The 18743-nt window shown below is 68.9% G+C and carries 15 protein-coding genes; 11 read left to right on the top strand and 4 right to left on the bottom strand.

From position 1 onward, the window contains the following. Positions 1–9 precede the first annotated feature (9 nt). On the top strand, positions 10–699 hold the full coding sequence (locus KXS11_RS14280) for a sigma-70 family RNA polymerase sigma factor (RefSeq protein ID WP_437386271.1): 690 nt from the start codon (positions 10–12) through the stop codon (positions 697–699). Continuing rightward, positions 696–947, top strand: a complete 252-nt coding sequence (locus tag KXS11_RS14275; RefSeq protein ID WP_437386270.1) for a zf-HC2 domain-containing protein — start codon at positions 696–698, stop codon at positions 945–947. Before KXS11_RS14280 ends, KXS11_RS14275 begins: the two co-directional genes overlap by 4 nt. A 26-nt stretch (positions 948–973) precedes the next feature. On the opposite strand, the gene KXS11_RS14270 is transcribed toward KXS11_RS14275, so the two are convergent. Together KXS11_RS14270 and KXS11_RS14265 are read right to left on the bottom strand one after the other, a co-directional pair. After that, positions 974–2677, bottom strand: coding sequence for a cation:proton antiporter (locus KXS11_RS14270; RefSeq protein WP_437386269.1), 1704 nt, complete (start codon positions 2675–2677; stop codon positions 974–976). A gap of 116 nt (positions 2678–2793) precedes the next feature. Beyond that, on the bottom strand, positions 2794–6528 hold the full coding sequence (locus tag KXS11_RS14265) for a multifunctional oxoglutarate decarboxylase/oxoglutarate dehydrogenase thiamine pyrophosphate-binding subunit/dihydrolipoyllysine-residue succinyltransferase subunit (protein ID WP_437386268.1): 3735 nt from the start codon (positions 6526–6528) through the stop codon (positions 2794–2796). A 134-nt stretch (positions 6529–6662) separates the two neighbouring features. Between KXS11_RS14265 and KXS11_RS14260 the strand changes: the two genes are divergently transcribed. Together KXS11_RS14260 and KXS11_RS14255 are read left to right on the top strand one after the other, a co-directional pair. Beyond that, positions 6663–8102: a GuaB1 family IMP dehydrogenase-related protein gene (locus tag KXS11_RS14260; RefSeq protein WP_437386267.1), complete on the top strand. Its 1440-nt coding sequence runs from the start codon at positions 6663–6665 to the stop codon at positions 8100–8102. Positions 8103–8134: 32 nt separating this feature from the next. Beyond that, complete coding sequence (locus KXS11_RS14255; RefSeq protein WP_437386266.1) at positions 8135–8440, top strand: hypothetical protein; 306 nt, start codon at positions 8135–8137, stop codon at positions 8438–8440. A gap of 125 nt (positions 8441–8565) precedes the next feature. On the opposite strand, the gene KXS11_RS14250 is transcribed toward KXS11_RS14255, so the two are convergent. After that, positions 8566–9411, bottom strand: coding sequence for a LysR substrate-binding domain-containing protein (locus tag KXS11_RS14250; RefSeq protein WP_437386265.1), 846 nt, complete (start codon positions 9409–9411; stop codon positions 8566–8568). Between the two features lie 207 nt (positions 9412–9618). Between KXS11_RS14250 and KXS11_RS14245 the strand changes: the two genes are divergently transcribed. The 3 genes from KXS11_RS14245 to KXS11_RS14235 all read left to right on the top strand — a co-directional run bounded on the left by KXS11_RS14245 (position 9619) and on the right by KXS11_RS14235 (position 13447). Beyond that, positions 9619–10932, top strand: a complete 1314-nt coding sequence (locus tag KXS11_RS14245; protein ID WP_437386511.1) for an MFS transporter — start codon at positions 9619–9621, stop codon at positions 10930–10932. A gap of 149 nt (positions 10933–11081) precedes the next feature. Further along, positions 11082–12401 (top strand): hemolysin family protein, encoded by a 1320-nt coding sequence (locus tag KXS11_RS14240; RefSeq protein WP_437386264.1) that lies wholly within the window; start codon positions 11082–11084, stop codon positions 12399–12401. Next, positions 12398–13447, top strand: a complete 1050-nt coding sequence (locus KXS11_RS14235) for a hemolysin family protein (protein ID WP_437386263.1) — start codon at positions 12398–12400, stop codon at positions 13445–13447. Before KXS11_RS14240 ends, KXS11_RS14235 begins: the two co-directional genes overlap by 4 nt. 61 nt (positions 13448–13508) lie before the next feature. Here the strand turns inward: KXS11_RS14235 and KXS11_RS14230 are convergent, their stop codons facing one another. Then, a complete protein-coding gene (locus KXS11_RS14230; RefSeq protein WP_437386262.1) occupies positions 13509–14585 on the bottom strand; it encodes an NADH:flavin oxidoreductase/NADH oxidase in 1077 nt (358 codons plus the stop codon). Positions 14586–14684: 99 nt separating this feature from the next. Here KXS11_RS14230 and KXS11_RS14225 point away from each other — a divergent pair, with 99 nt between their 5' ends. From KXS11_RS14225 to KXS11_RS14210, 4 genes are all read left to right on the top strand, one after another. Then, entirely contained in the window at positions 14685–15548 is an 864-nt protein-coding gene (locus KXS11_RS14225) for an ADP-dependent NAD(P)H-hydrate dehydratase (RefSeq protein ID WP_437386261.1), read from the top strand. A 154-nt stretch (positions 15549–15702) separates the two neighbouring features. Continuing rightward, complete coding sequence (locus tag KXS11_RS14220) at positions 15703–16230, top strand: hypothetical protein (protein WP_437386260.1); 528 nt, start codon at positions 15703–15705, stop codon at positions 16228–16230. A gap of 19 nt (positions 16231–16249) precedes the next feature. Next, entirely contained in the window at positions 16250–17134 is an 885-nt protein-coding gene (locus KXS11_RS14215) for an FAD:protein FMN transferase (protein WP_437386259.1), read from the top strand. 41 nt (positions 17135–17175) lie between these two features. Beyond that, positions 17176–18720 carry an FAD-dependent oxidoreductase gene (locus KXS11_RS14210; protein WP_437386258.1) on the top strand — a complete coding sequence of 515 codons (1545 nt, stop codon included), beginning with the start codon at positions 17176–17178 and terminating at the stop codon, positions 18718–18720. Positions 18721–18743 lie beyond the last annotated feature (23 nt).

The following is an 18743-nucleotide window of genomic DNA, read 5'->3' as shown; positions in this document are numbered from 1 at the left end:
GAGGAACGGATGTCCACAGCGGTACTGGAACGACCGGTGACGGAGGCCGATCACGGCCGACGGGCGCTGGCCGTAGACTGGCCGGTGATGACCTCCGTCGACCCAGAAGCCCTTCCGGCCGAGCCGGACCCCCGATCACTGTTCGAAGCACAGGCACTGCCGTTCATCGACCAGTTGTACGGCGCTGCCATGCGCATGACCAAGAACCCCTCAGACGCTCAGGACCTCGTCCAGGAGACCTTCGTCAAGGCGTTCGCGGCGTTCGGGCAGTTCGAACAGGGCACCAACCTCAAGGCATGGCTCTACCGCATCCTCACGAACACGTACATCAACACGTATCGGAAGAAGCAGCGCGAGCCGTACCAGGGCACCATCGACGACCTCGAGGACTGGCAGCTGGGCGGTGCTGAGTCGATCAGTGCCACCTCGAGCCGGTCCGCCGAAGCCGAAGCGATCGACCACCTGCCGGACAGTGACGTGAAGAACGCACTGCAGGCCATCCCGGAGGATTTCCGCCTGGCGGTCTACCTCGCCGACGTGGAGGGCTTCGCCTACCAGGAGATCGCCGACATCATGAAAACCCCCATCGGGACCGTGATGAGCCGTCTGCATCGCGGCAGACGACTCCTGCGCGACCTGCTGGCCGACTACGCGGAGTCACGTGGGTTCAACGTGACGAAGCAGGGGAGCAAGAAATGAGTGACTGCGGCTGCGAGAAAGCCAAGAAGGACCTCGAGGAATACCTGCGACACGAGGTCTGCAAGACCGAGGCCGCCGACATCCGCGAGCACCTCGCGAACTGCCCGGACTGCCAGAACGAGGCGCTCGTCTCACGAACGCTGACGGACGCCGTGCAGCGCGCGTGCAAGGAGACGGCACCGGAAGACCTCAGGAACCAGGTCCTGGCGTCGCTGCGTGCGACGCAGGCATCGCACGAGACCGCCTGAGCCGCAGGCACGGCTGACGCCCGGAATCACGCGGCGTTGTCGAGGCGGGACTCCTCGAGATCGAGCATGCGCTGCGCCTTGGCGAGGGCCTCTGACGAGTAGCTTCCGGCTGCTCGCGCGTCCAGCAGGGCGTCCCGCTCCGCGTCGAGGACACGTCGGCGGAGTTGGCGGTACTGCTCGTGCGGGCCGACGCCTGCGGCGGTGCGCTCGGCAGCGGACTCGGCGCGGATGAGACTTCCTGCGCGCACCCGGTCGATCACCGCAGCGTCGAACGGCTCGCCGTCCTCGGTGCGCAGCTCCGGGTCGTCGAGGGCGGCGACACCGGTCGACGAGACCTCTGAGAGCAGATTGGCGAGTTCCGTCTGAGCAGCCTGCTCGTCGGTGCCGCCGACCCGGCTAAGCCGGATGATGAGCGGGAGCGAGCCACCCTGCAGGAGCAGGGTGACGATGGCGACCGTGAAGGCGATGAGGACGAGTTCCGCGCGGTATGGCGTGTCCAACGGCAACGACTGGGCGGCCGCGATCGTGACGACGCCCCGCATCCCCGCCCAGGCCAGCACCGATCCGCCTCGCCATCCGAGTCCTTCGCGCTCCAGGAAGTCGAGGTCTGCGGTGCGGCGGGCGAGGGACTTCGTCACCGCCGCCTTGCGTCGGGCGAACCGCGGACTCTCGAACTCGCCCTCCTCGAGCCGCGCGGAGAACTCGTCGAGCTGCGGACGGTGCGAGAGTGCCTCGCGCTCGTCCCGTCGGAGCGACCAGACGAGCACGCCGACGAACACGATCCGGACGACGATGAGCGTCACCGCCGTCAACAGGCCGAGCCCGACTGACGACCAGATGCCGAGATCGTCCTGTCCCACCTGCGACACGATCGCCTCGAGCTCCAGGCCCATGAGGAGGAAGACGCCGTTCTCCAGGAGGAACTGCGCGGTCCGCCAGTTGATGCGTTCCGAGATGCGGTCTTGAGCAGTGAAGTACTTCGCGCTCTGGTGCCCGGTGTAGAGCCCGGCGACGACCACCGACAGCACCCCGGAGGCGTTGAAGTGCTCGGCCGGCAGATAGGCGATGAAAGGCACCGCGAAGGAGATGACGGTGGTGAGCACGGGGTCGCCGAGCCGCGCACGGACCCGGACGGTGATGAAGCCGATGACGATGCCGATCGCGATCGCGAGCGTGACCGCGTAGGCGAAGTCCCCGAGGACGCCCCAGAGGGACACCGAACCCGCTGTCGCCGCGATCGCGGAGCGCAGCAGGACGAGAGCCGAGGCGTCGTTCACCAGGCTCTCGCCTTCGAGGACGCTGACGAGCCGTGACGGCATGCCCAGGCGCTTCCCGATCGACGTGGCGGCCACAGCGTCTGTCGGGCTGACGACGGCGCCGAGAGCGATACCGGCGGCGAGACTCAGGTCCGGGAGGATCGTGGACAGGATGAGGCCGATGAGGACCGACGAGACCACGACGAGGACCACGGACAGCCCCGAGATGGCCTTGAGGTTCCGACGGAAGTCGACGAGCGGGACGTTGACCGCCGCCGAGTACAGCAGCGGCGGCAGGACACCGGCGAGGATCCACTCCGGTTGCACCTCGAAGTCGGGCACGAACGGCAGATAGCTGAGCGCGAGCCCGACGAGCACCAGGATCAGCGGTGCGGCGACCCGCAACTTGCTGGCGAAGCGGGCCACGCCGACGATGGTGACCACCGCGACGACGACGAGGAAGGTGAAGTCCATGGGGTTCAGCCTAGAGCGGTGCGCTCCCAGGCCGCTGACGCGTCGCTGACAGGCTGTGCCCCGGAACGACGACGGCCGCCCGGGGCACCGGGCGGCCGACGTGACACGGGGGACGACTACAGCGTGAGAGCCGTCCGCAGGAGCTCCGCCTGCTCAGCGGCATGCCGCTTCGCCGAACCGGTGGCCGGCGACGCGGAGGCGGTGCGCGACACGTTGCGGATCGTGCGACCGTGCAGGTGCTTCGCCGCCTCGAGGCAGATGAACGGCCAGGCACCCTGGTTCTCCGGCTCGTCCTGCACCCACACCAGTTCGGCGTTCGGGTACTGGTCGACGACGGCGTTCAGATCGACCGTCGGAACCGGGTAGAACTGCTCGACCCGCACGAGGGCGATCTCCTCGTTCGGCTGCTTGCCGAGCTCGCTCAGGAGGTCGTAGTGGATCTTCCCCGAGTGCAGGAGCACGCGCTTCACGGCGTTCTTGTCGGTGATCCGGGCGTCGTCGATGACGGGCTCGAACCGACCGGAGGTGAAGTCGGCGACCGGGCTCGTCGCGCCGCGCAGTCGGAGCATCGCCTTCGGCGTGAAGACCACGAGCGGACGACGCGGACGCGCGTACGCCTGGCGACGCAGCAGGTGGAAGTACGAGGCAGGCGTCGACGGACGGGCGACCGTCATGTTGTCCTCGGCGCACAGTTGCAGGAAGCGTTCGATGCGAGCCGAGGAGTGGTCGGGGCCCTGTCCCTCGTACCCGTGCGGGAGGAGCAGCGTGACGCTCGAGCGCTGCGACCACTTCTGCTCGGCGGAGGAGATGAACTCGTCGATGATCGTCTGGGCGCCGTTGGTGAAGTCGCCGAACTGCGCCTCCCAGAGCACGAGGGCGTCGGCGCGTTCGACCGAGTAGCCGTACTCGAAGCCCATGACCGCGTACTCGCTGAGGAGCGAGTCGTAGATCCAGAAGCGCGCCTGGTTGTCGCTGAGGTTCGCGAGGGGCAGCCACTCCTGGCCGTTCACGCGGTCGTGGAGCACCGCGTGTCGCTGCACGAAGGTGCCTCGGCGCGAGTCCTGGCCGGACATGCGCACGGGGGTGCCCTCGATGAGGAGCGAGCCGAGCGCCAGCAGTTCGCCGAAGCCCCAGTCGATGTTGCCGTTGCGGCTCATGTCCAGACGCTTCTCGAGGAGCTGCTGGACCTTCGGGTGCACGGTGAACCCGGCCGGCTTGTTGTTGAAGGCGTCGCCGATGAGCTGGACGACGGCGTCGGAGACCCCGGTGGTCTCGAGTTCGCCGGAGTAGCCGTCCTCGTCGACCGTCTCGGTGACGATGGGCGTCGGGGACGTCTGCTCGGCGTGCGTCTCCAGGAAGGCGCGCTCGAGGCGGTCCTGGAAGTCGCGGTGGGCGGCCTCGTACTCCTCCTCGGTGATGTCGCCGCGGCCGACCAGTGCCTCGGTGTAGAGCTTGCGGACCGAGCGCTTCGCCTCGATGAGGCTGTACATGAGCGGCTGCGTCATCGACGGGTCGTCACCCTCGTTGTGACCGCGACGGCGGTAGCAGACGAGATCGATGACGACGTCGCGCTTGAACTCCTGGCGATACGCGAAGGCGAGCTCCGCGACGCGCACGACGGCCTCCGGGTCGTCACCGTTCACGTGGAAGATCGGCGCCTGGATCGTCTTGGCGACGTCGGTGTTGTAGATGGAGGAGCGGCCCTCGCCCGGAGGGGTGGTGAAGCCGACCTGGTTGTTGATGACGACGTGCACGGTTCCGCCGGTGCGGTAGCCGCGCAGCTGGGAGAGCTGCATGGTCTCGAGCACGACGCCCTGGCCCGCCATCGCGGCGTCGCCGTGGATGAGGATGGGGAGGGTGCCGAACGCGCCGATCGGACCGCGGTCCTGCTTGGCGCGGACGATGCCTTCGAGCACGCCGTTGACGGCCTCGAGGTGGGAGGGGTTCGCCGCGAGGTAGACCGGGATCTCCTGGCCGTTCTCCGCCTTGAAGGTGCCCTCGGTGCCGAGGTGGTACTTGACGTCGCCGGAGCCGTGGCTGGCCGGGTCCTGGGTGCCCTCGAACTCGCGGAAGATCTGGCCGTAGGTCTTGCCGGCGATGTTGGTCAGCACGTTCAGACGGCCACGGTGGGCCATGCCGATCGCGACCTCGTCGAGCTGCGCCTCCGAGGCACCCTGCAGGATGGTGTCGAGGAGGGCGATCGTCGACTCACCGCCCTCGAGGCTGAACCGCTTCTGACCGACGTACTTCGTCTGCAGGAAGGTCTCGAACGCCTCCGCTTCGTTGAGCTTTCCGAGGATGCGCATCTGCTCGTCGTGCGAGGGCTTCTCGTACTTGCGCTCGACCTTGCTCTGGATCCACTTGCGCTGCGCGGGGTCCTGGATGTGCATGTACTCGATGCCCGTGGTGCGGCAGTACGAGTCACGGAGCACGCCGAGGATGTCGCGGAGCTTGGCAGTGCGTGCCGTGCCGAACGCACCGGTCACGAACTCGCGGTCGAGGTCCCAGAAGGTGAGGCCGTGGCTCGCGATGTCGAGGTCGGGGTGCGACCGCTGCACGTACTCGAGCGGGTCGATGTCTGCCATCAGGTGGCCGCGGACGCGGAACGCGTTGATGAGTTCCTGGACACGGGCCGTCTTGTCGACGGCGTCCGCGAGGTCGACGCTGATGTCGGGAGCCCAGTGGATCGGGTCGTACGGGATCCGCAGGGCGGCGAAGATGTCCTGGTAGAAGCTGCGGCTGCCGATGAGCAGCTCGTGCACGACCTTGAGGAACTCGCCCGAACCCGCGCCCTGGATGACGCGGTGGTCGTAGGTGCTCGTGAGCGTGATCGTCTTGCCGATGGCGAGCTCGTTGAGCGTGCGCTCGGAGGCGCCCTGGAACTCGGCCGGGTACTCGAGGGCGCCGGCGCCGATGATGCAGCCCTGGCCCTTCATGAGGCGCGGCACCGAGTGCACGGTGCCGATGCCGCCGGGGTTCGTCAGCGAGACGGTGACGCCCTGGAAGTCGGCACCGGTGAGCTTGTTCTTCCGGGCGCGCGTGACGAGGTCCTCGTAGGCCGAGAGGTACTCGTTGAAGGTGAGCGTGTCCGCACGCTTGATGCCCGGCACCATGAGGGCGCGGGAGCCGTCGGGCTTCGGCAGGTCGATCGCGATACCGAGGTTGATGTGTGCCGGGGCGACGACCGTCGGCTTGCCGTCGGCTTCCTCGTAGTAGACGTTCTGGCTCGGGAAGTCCTTCAGCGCCTGGATCAGGGCCCAACCGATGAGGTGCGTGAAGCTGACCTTCCCGCCCCGGGCCCGCTTGAGGTGGTTGTTGATGACGATGCGGTTGTCGATCATCAGCTTCGCCGGGATGGTCCGCACGCTCGTCGCGGTCGGGACGGTGAGGCTCGCGTCCATGTTGGTGGCGAGCGACTTCGCCATGCCCTTCAACACGGTGACCTTGTCGACGTCTTCGGGCGCCGGTGCGTCTGCCGCGGTGCTCGGCTGCTGGACCTGGTTCGGGCTCGTGACGGGGGCGTCCGCCGGGATCGGGGCGGGCTTCGCCTGCACCGAGGTGGTGCGGGCCACCGGCTGCGCGCCGATGATCTGGATGGGGGCCGTCGGCGGGTTCACCAGGGTGCCGGCCTCCGTCGGAGCTGCCGCCGTGCCGCTCGCTCCGCCGCCCGTGGTTCCCTCGGCGGCGCCGTTCATCGGTCGGTAGTGCTCGAGGATCGGCCACCAGGAGCGGTCCACGGAATCCTTGTCGACGAGGTACTGCTCGTACATCTCGTCGACGAGCCATTCATTGGCTCCGAATTCGTTCGTTGCGCCGTCTTCTGCGCCCACTCCGGTCATCTGGCTCGACACCGTCGATCGCCCACTCTCTCCGTTGAATTCTTGCTGTGTGCAGGCAGGGAACATGCCCACTCGATCCAGAGATCAAGCCTAACCCCATCCGGGCGTCGCTGCGCCTGCCCGACCAGGCGGGATACGGTGTTCTCATGCGGTTCATCGGTGAGATTCCCAGTCACGACCTGACCTACTCCGACGTCTTCCTCGTCCCGAGCCGATCGGGCATCACCAGCCGGCTGGACGTCGACCTCGCGCCCGACGACGGGACGGGTGCCACGATCCCCATCGTCTCCGCGAACATGAACTCGGTCACCGGCCCGCGGCTCGCCGCAGCCCTCGCCCGTCGCGGTGGCCTCGGCGTGTTGCCGCAGGACATGCCGCTGCAGGATCTCGATGCGGCGATCCGCTGGGTCAAGGAGCAGCCCGTCGCCTTCGACACCCCGCTCATCATGCGCGCCGACCAGACGGCGGGGGAGGCGTTGCGACTCATCCCGGCGGTCGCCGGTCACGGGATCGTCCTCCACGACGAGCACGACGGCTTCGCGGGCTGCATTCCAGCCGCGCGACTCGCCACGGCGCTGCCCGACGCCCGTCTGGGCGACCTGGTGCGCGGTCCGCTCGCCTCGATCGATGCCGACGACGTCACGGGCGGCCGCGCCGCGTTCGACCTGATGGTCGCCGCCGAGCTCGAGTTCGCCCCCGTCCTGCACCACGGTGCGGTCGTCGGCACCCTCAGCCGCACGAGCGCGCTCCGCTCCACCATCTACTCGCCGGCGCTCGACGCTTCCGGCAGACTCCGCGTCGCGGCCGCCGTCGGCATCAACGGGGACGTCGCCGTGAAGGCCAAGGCGCTCGCCGCCGCGGGCGTCGACGTGCTCGTGATCGACACCGCACACGGCCATCAGGAGGGCATGCTCCGAGCCATCGCCGCTGTCCGCGCCGCCGGCCTCGGCCTCCCGATCGTGGCGGGAAACGTCGTCTCGGCCGTCGCCGTGCAGGACCTCGTCGACGCCGGAGCGGACATCCTGAAGGTCGGTGTCGGCCCCGGCGCCATGTGCACGACCCGCATGATGACGGCCGTCGGGCGACCGCAGTTCTCCGCCGTGCTGGAGACGGCGGAGGCGGCGCGGGCACTCGGTGCCCGCGTCTGGGCGGACGGCGGTGTGCGGTACCCGCGTGACGTCGCGCTCGCCCTCGCCGCCGGGGCGTCGTCGGTCATGATCGGGTCCTGGTTCGCCGGGACCATCGAGGCGCCGGGCGAACTCCAGCGTGCTGCCGACGGCTCGATCTACAAGGAGAGCTGGGGGATGGCCTCGACGAAGGCGGTGCACGAACGCTTCGGCAGGCTCGACCCGTTCGAGCTCGCCCGCAAGACCCTCTTCGCGGAGGGGATCTCCTCCTCACGGATCACGATCGATCCGCTGCGTCCCTCGGTCGAGGACCTGCTCGACATGATCACCTCGGGCGTCAGGTCCTCCTTCACCTACGCGGGAGCCGACACCGTGCCAGGCTTCCACGAGCGCGCGATCGTCGGGGTGCAGTCCGCCGCCGGTTACGAAGAGGGCAAGGCGCTCCCCGTCTCCTGGTGAGTCGTCCCGCGTCGCGGTGGGATGATGGTGCCATGGCAGTGAACAAGGACGGCTCGTCACTCGGGCTCGGCGTCGGGATGCAGGTGCTCGTGCTCGTGGACCCCGCGTCCGACCCGTCGACGGGTGAGCGGGTCTCCGGCGTGATCGTCGCGCCCGGGCGGCAGCGTGCCGCGGCGTTCATCTCCGTGTGGACCGAGCAGTTGACCACCTGGATCGTCGAGTTCGACGAACCGTTCACCGCGCCGGACGGCAGCGGCCCGCACGAGTCCGCCGAGGTGCGCGAGACCTACCTCGTCGCCGCGCCGTTCACCGACGAGAAAGCAGACCTCCCCGTCTGACCCCCGGGGACTGTTCAGAATTCAGGGAATGTCGCGCGCCGCGAGTCGCGCTGTCCGATTTCCGCTTGGATTCGGGCGGATCGGCACCTCGCCCACGCAGATTCCCTGAATTCCGAACACGGAGATCAGGCGAGCGAGCGGTCCATGATCGCCGACGAGAGCGCCTCGACGGGCTCTGAGGGCGCGAGCGGGTTCGCCAGGAGGGTGAAGTCGACGCCGCCGAGGTCGGGGAGTTCCAACCGGTTGCTCAGCATCACGAGGTCGCTCGGGATGAGACTGCGCGGGAACACCGCCACGCCGAGACCCGCGCGCACGGCCGCGAGCACACCGTTCACCTCGCGGGTGCTGCAGGTGATCCGCCAGGTCCGGCCGGCCGCCTCGAGCGCGTCGATCGACAGCTGACGGGACAGGCTCGGATCCTGGTACGCGATGAGTGGCACCGGCTGCCCCGGTTCGATCGTCGTCTTCTCGAGCCCGACCCAGACCATCGAGTCGGTGCGCACCAGCTTGCCCTCGCTCTGGCCGGGGTGCATCTTGATGAAGATGAGGTCCAACGCGCCCGCCTTCAGACGTCGGTACAGCGGACCGCTCTGGTTGACGGTGAGCTCGAGGTTCACCTGCGGGTGACCCTGTCGGAAGTGTCGGAGGATCCGGGGGAGCTGGGTCATGGCAAGGTCGTCCGCCGCCCCGAAGCGCAGCTTGCCTCGCATGGCCGAGCCGGTGAAGTAGCTCTCCGCCGCAGCATGCGCGGCGAGGATCGTGCGCGCGAAGCCCGCCATCGCATCGCCGTTGTCGGTGAGCCGCACGGCCCTGGTGTCGCGGACGACGAGCCATCGCCCGGCCACCTCCTCGAGCCGGCGGATGTGCTGGCTGACGGTGGGCTGGCTGAGCCCGAGCTGCGCGCCCGCCCGGGTGAAGCTCTTCGTCTCCGCCACCGCCAGGAAGGTGCGCAGGAGCGCCGGATCGAACATCGTTTCCCCTCGGTCATTCATGAATCGAATAGGACTGATAGGGATCATCCTGCTGGGAAATGATCGCGGCGGCAATAGCGTGGACGGGAGCCGTCGGCAACGGCCGGCTCCCTCCGCATACGACACGCACTCGACATACGAAACGCTGGCCTCTCCGTGACCCCTCCTTCCGACACCGTCGTCGCTCCGCCGCCGCCCACCGCTCCGATGCCCATCGTGGGTGAGCGACCCGCCTGGCGGGACACGTTCTCCTCGCTCCGCGTCCCGAACTTCCGACTGTTCACCGTCGGCCACATCGTCGCGACGACCGCGATCGGCATGCAGCGCATCGCGCAGGACTGGCTCGTGCTCGAGCTGTCCGGCAGCGTCGCCGCCGTCGGCATCACCGTCGCCATGCAGTTCGCCCCGATGCTCCTGTTCGGCCTCCTCGGCGGCGTGATCGCAGACCGGTACTCCAAGCGCGTCCTGCTCATGATCACGCAGTCGCTCGCCGCCGTCCTCGCCGTCGTGCTCTCGATCCTGACGTTGACCGGTGCGGTCGAGGTCTGGCACATCTACGTCATCGCCTTCATGCTGGGACTCGTCACGGTGGTCGACAACCCGGCACGCCAGGTGTTCGTCAACGAACTCGTCGGACCGGCACGGTTGCGGAACGCCATCAGCCTGAACTCGGCGGTGTTCCAGCTCGGTCAACTCGTCGGACCGGCGGTCGGTGGCATCCTCATCACCGCCGTCGGTTCCGGATGGTCGTTCGCGATCAACGCCGTCGCCTGCTGCGGCGTCGTACTGACCCTCGCCCTCATGCGCGTCTCGGAACTCGTGCCGACACCCGTGGTCGCCAAGGCGAAGGGGCAGCTGAAGGAGGGCCTCGGCTACGCCATGCGGAAGCCGGCGATCCGATGGACGGTCGTCATGATGGCGTTCATGTCGGTGTTCGCCTTCAACCTGCCCGTCCTCCTCGCCGCGTACGCGTCCGACGTCTTCGACATCGGTGCGAGCGGATACGGCTTCCTGAACGCCCTCGTCGCGGTGGGAGCACTGACCGGTGCCCTCGCCTCGACCCGTCGCGGCGGGGTCGACCTGCGCATCGTCATCGCGACGGCGGCGGTGGTCGGCGTGCTCCAGGCGCTCGCCGGGGCCATGCCGGTGCTCATCCCGTTCGCGCTCCTGCTCGTCGCGGGTGGCGTCGCCAACCTCCTCTTCATCACTGCCGCGAACTCGCTCGTCCAACTCTCCTCGAACGTGGCGATCCGCGGCCGGGTGATGTCGCTGTACATCCTCGTCCTGCTCGGCGGGCAGGCGATCGGCGGCCCGATGATGGGCTGGTTGGTGGAGACCGCGGGCCCGCACGTCGGGATGATCGTCTCCGGCGGCGTCCCGGCGCTCGCAGCCACCGTGATCGGTGTGCGCTTCGCGATCGTCCGGCATCGTCGCGAACGCGCGATCGTCCGCCGGGCCGCCGCGGTGAAAGCTGAGAAGAACCCCAGGATTCCGGGGTCCACAGGGGAGGATGTCCGGTAGACTCGTCCGCACAATGGACGACCCCCCTTCAGATAGATCGCCCGGCCACCATCCCAGCCCGATGCTGAGGCATCTCGTGCTGAGCCACTGCATCGTGGACACCGGATCCCACCGACCGAAGCAATTCGGCATCACGGGAAGGGATCGGAATGTCTGAGTGGATCATGCTCGGCATCGGTCTCGTCCTCACCATCGGCACCGGCTTCTTCGTCGCCTCGGAGTTCGCTCTCGTCAACCTCGACCGCGCGGAGCTCGAATCCCGCCGCGAACGGGGTGAGAGTCGCCTCACGATGACGATCGCGGCGCTCAAGATCACCTCGACACACCTCTCGAGTGCGCAGCTCGGCATCACCCTCACGACCCTCCTCACCGGTTACACGATGGAGCCGGCGCTCTCGTCGATGCTCGCCGGCCCGCTCGGAGCGGTCGGGGTCCCGGACGCCGTCGTGACCGTCGTGGCGTCGATCGTGGCGATCACGGTCGCGACGCTGCTCAGCATGATCATCGGCGAACTCGTGCCGAAGAACTTCGCGCTCGCCCTGCCTCGCCAGACGGCGAAGTTCGTCGTGCCCTTCCAGACCGCGTTCACCTGGGTGTTCAAGCCCGCCATCGTCGTGCTGAACGGCAGCGCCAACGGGATCCTGCGAGGCGTCGGCATCGAGCCGAAGGAGGAGCTGTCCGGAGCCCGCACCGCCGAGGAACTCTCCTCCCTCGTCCGACGCTCCGCGCTCGAGGGCACCCTCGAGGCGGACACGGCGACACTGCTCAACCGCACGCTCCGTTTCTCGAACCACGACGCCTCCGACGTCATGACGCCTCGGCCGAGGATCGCCTCGGTCCAGCGGAACGAACCGGCGCAGGCGGTCCTCGCCCTCGCGAGGACGACCGGGCACTCTCGGTTCCCGGTGACCGATGCCGACGTCGACGACATCACGGGCGTCGTGCACGTCAAGCAGGCGATCGCCGTCCCGCGCGACCGCCGCGGCGTCGTACCCGTCTCCGCGCTGCAGTCCCCGGCGCTCCGTGTGCCGGAGACGATGAAGCTCGACGTGCTGCTGTCGCAGTTGCGCGGCCGCGGGTACCAGATGGCCGTGGTCGTCGACGAGTACGGTGGAACGGCCGGCGTGACCACTCTCGAGGACCTCGTCGAGGAACTCGTCGGCGAGGTCGCCGACGAACACGACCGCTCTCGCGCCGGTGTGGTGCGGGGTCGCAACTCCACGACCTTCCCCGGCAGTCTCCGCCCAGACGAGCTCCTCGAGCGCGCCGGGGTCCGGGTGCCGGAGGACGGTCCGTACGAGACCGTCGCCGGGTACGTGATGAGCGAACTCGGCAGGCTCGCGGTGTCGGGCGACGAGCTCGAACTCGAGGACGGCACGTTGCGGGTCGAACGCCTCGACGGCCGTCGCATCGATCGGATCCGTTTCACCCCGAGACCCCTCACGACGGAGGAAGGTGGTGACGCATGAGTGACTGGGCAGGAATCGCCTGGCTCGTGGTGCTGCTGCTCGCGAACGCCTTCTTCGTGGGCGCCGAGTTCGCCGTCATCTCCGCGCGACGCTCGCAGATCGAGCCGCTCGCCGAACAGGGCAGCCGACGCGCGAAGACCGCGCTGTGGGCGATGGAACACGCGACGCTCATGTTGGCGACCAGCCAGCTCGGCATCACGGTCTGCTCGCTGCTCATCCTGAACGTCTCGGAGCCGGCGATCCACCATCTGCTCGAGGTGCCGTTGGCGCTCACCGGTTGGTCGGAGGAGACGATCGGCACGGTGGCCTTCATCATCGCCCTCCTGCTCGTCTCGTACCTGCACGTGGTGTTCGGCGAGATGGTCCCGAAGAACCTCTCCTTCTCGATCCCCGATCGTGCCGTGCTGCTGCTCGCGCCACCGCTCGTCTTCATCTCGCGGGTGTTCAAGCCCATCATCGCCTCGCTCAACGCGATCGCGAACGGTGTGCTGCGCCTGTTCAAGGTGGAGCCGAAGAACGAGGCGGCGAGTGCGTTCACGCTCGACGAGGTCGCGACGATCGTCGACCAGTCGACGCGAGAGGGCGTCCTGACGGACTCGACCGGTGCGCTCGTGGCGGCGTTCGAGTTCACGGAGAAGAAGGTGCACGACGTCGCGCTGCCGCTCGAGAGCCTGATCACGCTCACCGAGGATGCGACGCCGAGCGATGTCGAGCGCGCGGTCGCGAAGTACGGCTATTCGCGCTACGTGATCGTCGACGGCGAATCCGTGCCGATCGGATACCTGCACCTCAAGGACGTGCTGCGGTACGACGACCTCGACGGCAGCGGGGACGAGGAGCGGCCGGTGCCGTCCAAGCACATCCGCCAGCTCGTCTCGGTGTTCCAGGATTCAGACGTCGAGGACGCCCTCACCACGATGCGCCGCTCCGGCGCCCACGTGGCACGGGTGTTCGATGAGGAGGGCGCCACGACCGGTGTCCTGTTCCTCGAGGACATCATCGAGGAACTCGTCGGCGAGGTCCAGGACGCCACCAGGCGCCGTTGACCCTGACGACGACGGCCCGCACGCGAATGCGTGCGGGCCGTCATCGTCAGTCGCGCGGCGTTCAGTGCCGCGGCTTCGCCCGCTCGTACTGGCCGGGCCAGGCGATGTCGACACCGAGCTCCTCCGCTGCGCGGAGGGCGAAGTGCGGGTCGCGCAAGGCCTCGCGCGCGACCATGACGGCCTCAGCCTTGCCCTCGGCGACGACCGCCGCTGCCTGCTGGGCCTCCGTGATGAGTCCGACGGCACTCGTCCGGGCGCCGGTGGAAGCGATGTGGGCGGCGAAGGGCACCTGGTAGCCGGGGGCGAGCGGGATGCGGACGCCGCCGACCGCTCCACCCGTCGAGATGTCGAAGAAGTCCACGCCGCGTTCGGCGCACCAGGCGGCGACGGTCGAGGTCTGGTGCTCGTCCCAGCCGCCCTCGGCCCAGTCCGTCGCCGAGAACCGGACCATGAGCGGGAACCCGTCGGGGACGGCGGTGCGTACGGCGTCGACCACCCGCAGCAGGAGTCGCGCGCGGTTCTCCAGCGTGCCGCCGTAGGCGTCCTCCCGGTGGTTCACGAGCGGCGACAGGAACTGGTGGAGCAGGTAGCCGTGGGCGGCGTGCAGCTCGATGAGTTCGAAGCCGGCCTCGATCGAGCGCACTGCTGCAGCGCGGAAGTCCTCGACGACGCGGTCGATTCCCGCTTCGTCGAGTGCCTCGGGGACGGCATACCCGGGGAACGCCTCGGCGCTCGGGGCGAGGGTCTGCCACCCACCGAGCTCGACGGGGACGCTGCCGTGCTGGTCGTTGCCCCACGGCGCCCAGGTCGACGCCTTCCGGCCCGCGTGCGCGAGCTGGATCCCGGGAACCGCGCCCTGCCCGGCGATGAACGCCGTGACGGGCTTCCACGCGTCGCGCTGCGCGTCGGTCCAGATGCCGGTGTCCTGCGGCGAGATGCGGCCTTCTGGACTGACCGCGGTGGCCTCGGTGACGATGAGGCCGAAGCCGCCGGCGGCGAACTGGCCGAGGTGCACGAGGTGCCAGTCGGTCGGCACGCCGTCCTCGGCGCTGACCGCGTACTGGCACATCGGGGCGATCCAGAGGCGGTTCCGGATCTCTCTCTGTCGGATGGTGATCGGATCGAACAGTGCAGGCACGTGGCTCCTCGACGGATGTCGACCGCATTTCGGTCGTCGCTGAGCGCAACGCACTCGGAGGCTCCAGGATTCCATGCCGGGTGCGCCTATGGTGATGGCATGGCCGACGCACAGCACTGGACCGCCGACGACACCCGAGCGTGGATCGTCGAACCGGGACCTGACTCCGACAAGTACAGCCGCGGCGTCCTCGGCGTCGTGACGGGCTCCGAGCACTATCCCGGAGCGGCGGTCGTCGGGGTGGAAGCCGCGGTGCGGACGGGCCTCGGGATGGTGCGCTATCTCGGCTCCGAGCGTCCGGCGCAGCTCGTGCTGCAGCGCCGGCCGGAGATCGTGACGGTTCCCGGACGCGTGCAGGCGTGGCTCATCGGGTCCGGGATGGATCCGGGCAAGCTGACCCGGGACGAGAGCGCTCTGCTCGACGGAGCCCTCCGTGGTGCGGAGCCCGTGGTGGCGGACGCCGGGGCGCTGCGCCGGGTCACGGCCGGTGCACACCAGCGGAGCTTCGGTGTGGCGGAGTCGTTGCGGATCGTCGCCACACCGCATGCGGGCGAGCTCGGAACGATGCTGAGTGGCCTGGGCAGCGCGGCGGACCTCGACGCGATCCGTGCGGAACCGGTCCGGCATGCGGCCGACGTCGCCTCCCGGCTCGGCGTGGTCGTCGTGCTCAAGGGGTCGACGACCCATGTCGTCTCACCGGACGGTGTGGCGATCACGGTTTCGGGTGGCTCGCCCTGGCTGGCGACCGCCGGCAGCGGCGACGCACTCGCCGGGGTGATCGGCGCCCTGATCGCGACGAACGCCGAGCGGGTGCTCGCCGATCCGTCGTGTCTGCCGGAGATCGCGGCGAGCGGGGTGTTCATCCATGCTGCGGCCGGCGACGCAGCGGCTGCCGACGGCCCGGTCGCGGCGCTCGACGTGTCCGAAGCCGTCCGTGGCGTCGTCGGGCGCCTGCTCGGGTGAGGCCCGGAGGGATCGCATCGGGAGCCGATGGGCAACTCCCAGAACGCTCATAGCATTCCCATAGACAGCGCCTGGACACTGGTCGTAGCGGCAGCCACTCGGCCGCACCGGCCGTCTCCGCGCGGCATCATCCACACTCCGAGGAGAACGCACGATGCACATCGACACCACGACCCCCGGTTCCGCCCGCAGACCGCGGCTGTCCGCTGCGGCGAAGAAGACCACGTTCGCCGCTCTCACCGGCCTCACCCTCGTCGGCACGCTCTCCGGCTGTGCCGCAGCGGAGGCCGAGAACGCCGCGACGACCACGCCGAGCACCGAGGCGACCTCGAGTTCCGAGCCCACCGCCTCGACGGATTCCACGGACACGAGCGCAGCGGCGTCGAGCTACACCGACGGTTCATACACTGCCGACGGCAGCTACCAGTCGCCCAACGGGACCGAGTCCGTCACGGTCACCGTGACCCTCGCCGACGACGTCGTCACCGACGTCAAGGTCGTCTCGAACGCCGAGAGCGCGAACAGCAAGCGCTACCAGGCCGAGTTCATCTCGGGCATCGCGGCCGAGGTCGTCGGCAAGGACATCGACAGCCTCTCGGTGACGAAGGTTGCCGGATCCTCGCTGACGAGCGGTGGGTTCAACGCCGCCATCGAGACGATCAAGTCCGAAGCCGCCGGCTGAGCCCGGAACGGCCCCGACGATGACGACCACGGCGCGCTTCGAGGCGATCGGGACGCACTGGGAGCTCGACACCGCGTTGCCGCTCGACGCGGCGACCGGGGAAGCCGTCGCGCGTCGGATCGAGTCGTACGACGCCACCTGGTCGCGGTTCCGTCCCGACTCGTTCGTCTCGCGGTTCGCCGAAAGCGGCGTGAGCCTCGCGTTCCCAGCGGACGCCGCGGCGGACGCCCGAGCGCTCCTCGCCTGCTACCGGACGCTGTACGACGCGACGGCCGGAGCGGTGACCCCGTTCGTCGGTGCATCCCTGGAGCGTCTCGGCTATGACGCCTCCTACACCCTGGCCGCGCGAGGGCCGGCGCTCGCGGCTCCTGCCTGGGACGAGGTCGCGACGTGGGACGGCGAGGTGCTCTCCACGAGCAGGCCGGTCGTCATCGACATCGGGGCGGCCGGCAAAGGGCGCCTCGTCGACCTGGTCGCGGACATCCTGCGAGCGCACGGTCATGAGTCGTTCACGATCGACGCCTCCGGAGACCTCCGTCACGAGCACGGCGCGGACGCGCCCTCGCCGATCAGGATCGCGCTCGAACACCCGTACGACCCGCGCAAAGCCGTCGGGGTCGCGACGATCACGGAAGGGGCGCTCTGCGCTTCGGCCACCAACCGTCGTGCCTGGGGCGACGGGCTCCACCACGTGATCGACGGTCGGACCGGCGAACCCACCCGCGTGGTCGCCGCGACGTGGGTCACCGCGCCGGACGCGATGACGGCCGACGCCCTCGCGACCGGGCTGTTCTTCGCCGACCACACGACACTCGCCCGCTCGTTCGCGTTCGAGAGCGTCCGGATGCTCACGTCCGGTCTCGCCGACCGCTCCTCCGGATTCCCGGGCGAACTCTTCACCTGAACGTCAGCGCGCTTCGCGTCATCCCGCAGAAAGCAGAACCCATGACCGGCCGTCTCGGCTACCTCCTCGACACCGTGCTCGGGCGCGTCACCATGTACCGGCTCGTGACGCTGTCGCTCGGCACCCTCGCGATCTACGCCTTCATCCTGTCGCTGTTCGGCGCCGTGTTCTACACGCCGCTCGAGCTGCTGGCGACCCTCGCGACGCTGCTGGCCGTCGGATACCTGTCGAACCGGCTGTTCGGCGCGCTCTTCCGCGTGAGGCCGCACAGCGAGTCCTCGATCATCACCGCGCTCCTGCTGTTCTTCATCCTGTGGCCAGGATTGGAACCGGCCGAACTCGCCTGGATCGCGCTCGCGGCGTTCGTCGCCTCCGCGAGCAAGTACGTCCTCGCCGTCCGCGGTCGACACCTCTTCAACCCCGCCGCGCTCGCCGCCCTGGTCATGAGCATCCTCGCGAGCTACCTCGCGGTGCCGGGGATCTCGCCGTCGGTGTGGTGGGTCGCGAACCCGTTCCTCCTGCCGGGCGTCGTCATCCTCGGTGGTCTCGTGCTCATCCGGACGAAGCGCCTCACGATGGCGCTGGTGTTCGTCGTGGTGTCGTGGCTGCTCGTCACCGTGCGGCTCGTGGTGACCGGTGGTCAAGACGTCGGGGCGGCACTCCTCTCCCCGCTCGCCTCCTACCCCATCCTGTTCCTCGCCGCGTTCATGCTCACCGAACCGCTCACCCTGCCTCCGCGCCGCTGGCAGCAGCTCCTGGAAGCGGCGGTCGTCGCCGTCCTGTTCTCCGTCCCGTTCATGATCGACCAGGTCGCGTCCACGCCCGAGCTGGCACTGCTCGTCGGCAACCTCCTCGCTGCCGTCGTGGCCGTGCGTCGCGGGTTGCGGTTGCGGCTCGAGGGCAGCAGAGCGCTGACCCCGACCGCGGTCGAGTACCGCTTCAGCTCGAAGCGGCCGATCCCGTTCGCCGCGGGCCAGTACATCGAGCTGACGCTGCCCCATCGTGGCGCCGACGTCCGAGGCACACGGCGTGTGTTCAGCATCGCTTCGCCGCCCGAGGACGACGGCTCGATCCGTGTCGCGATGCGGGTGCCCGAGCATGCAAGCAGCTTCAAGCGCGCACTCGGTCAGCTCCCGGTGGGAGGCGGCATCGCGGCGACCGGCGTCTGGGGTGACTTCGTCCTGCCGAAGAACGGGTCGAAGCCGCTGCTCCTCATCGCCGCGGGCATCGGCATCACCCCCTTCGCGAGCCAGCTGTCCCGTCTGCACCTGCGCGGTGAGCAGCGCGACGTCGTCCTCGTGTACGTCGTCTCGGAGCCCGCCGAGCTCGCCTACGCGGCGGAACTCGAGACGTGGGGGACCCGCGTGCTCGTCGCAGGACCGACCGAGCAGACGGATCTGCCCGCCGGTTGGAGCGCGCTCGGCCCCGGACGGATCGACCACGCTCGGCTGGCAGCAGCCGTGCCCGACCTGACCGACCGCGAGGTCTTCATCTCCGGCCCGCCCGCCATGGTGGACGCCCTGAAGCCGGCCCTTCGGGGCATCGGCGTGGGACGGGTCCGCACTGACGCGTTCAGCGGGTACTAGGGGATCGGGTCGCGTGTGGCCTC

Origin of the sequence: Plantibacter flavus, from assembly GCF_051487245.1 — a bacterium.
GTDB lineage: Bacteria > Actinomycetota > Actinomycetes > Actinomycetales > Microbacteriaceae > Plantibacter > Plantibacter flavus_B.
This window is presented reverse-complemented; position numbering and strand designations above follow the sequence as displayed.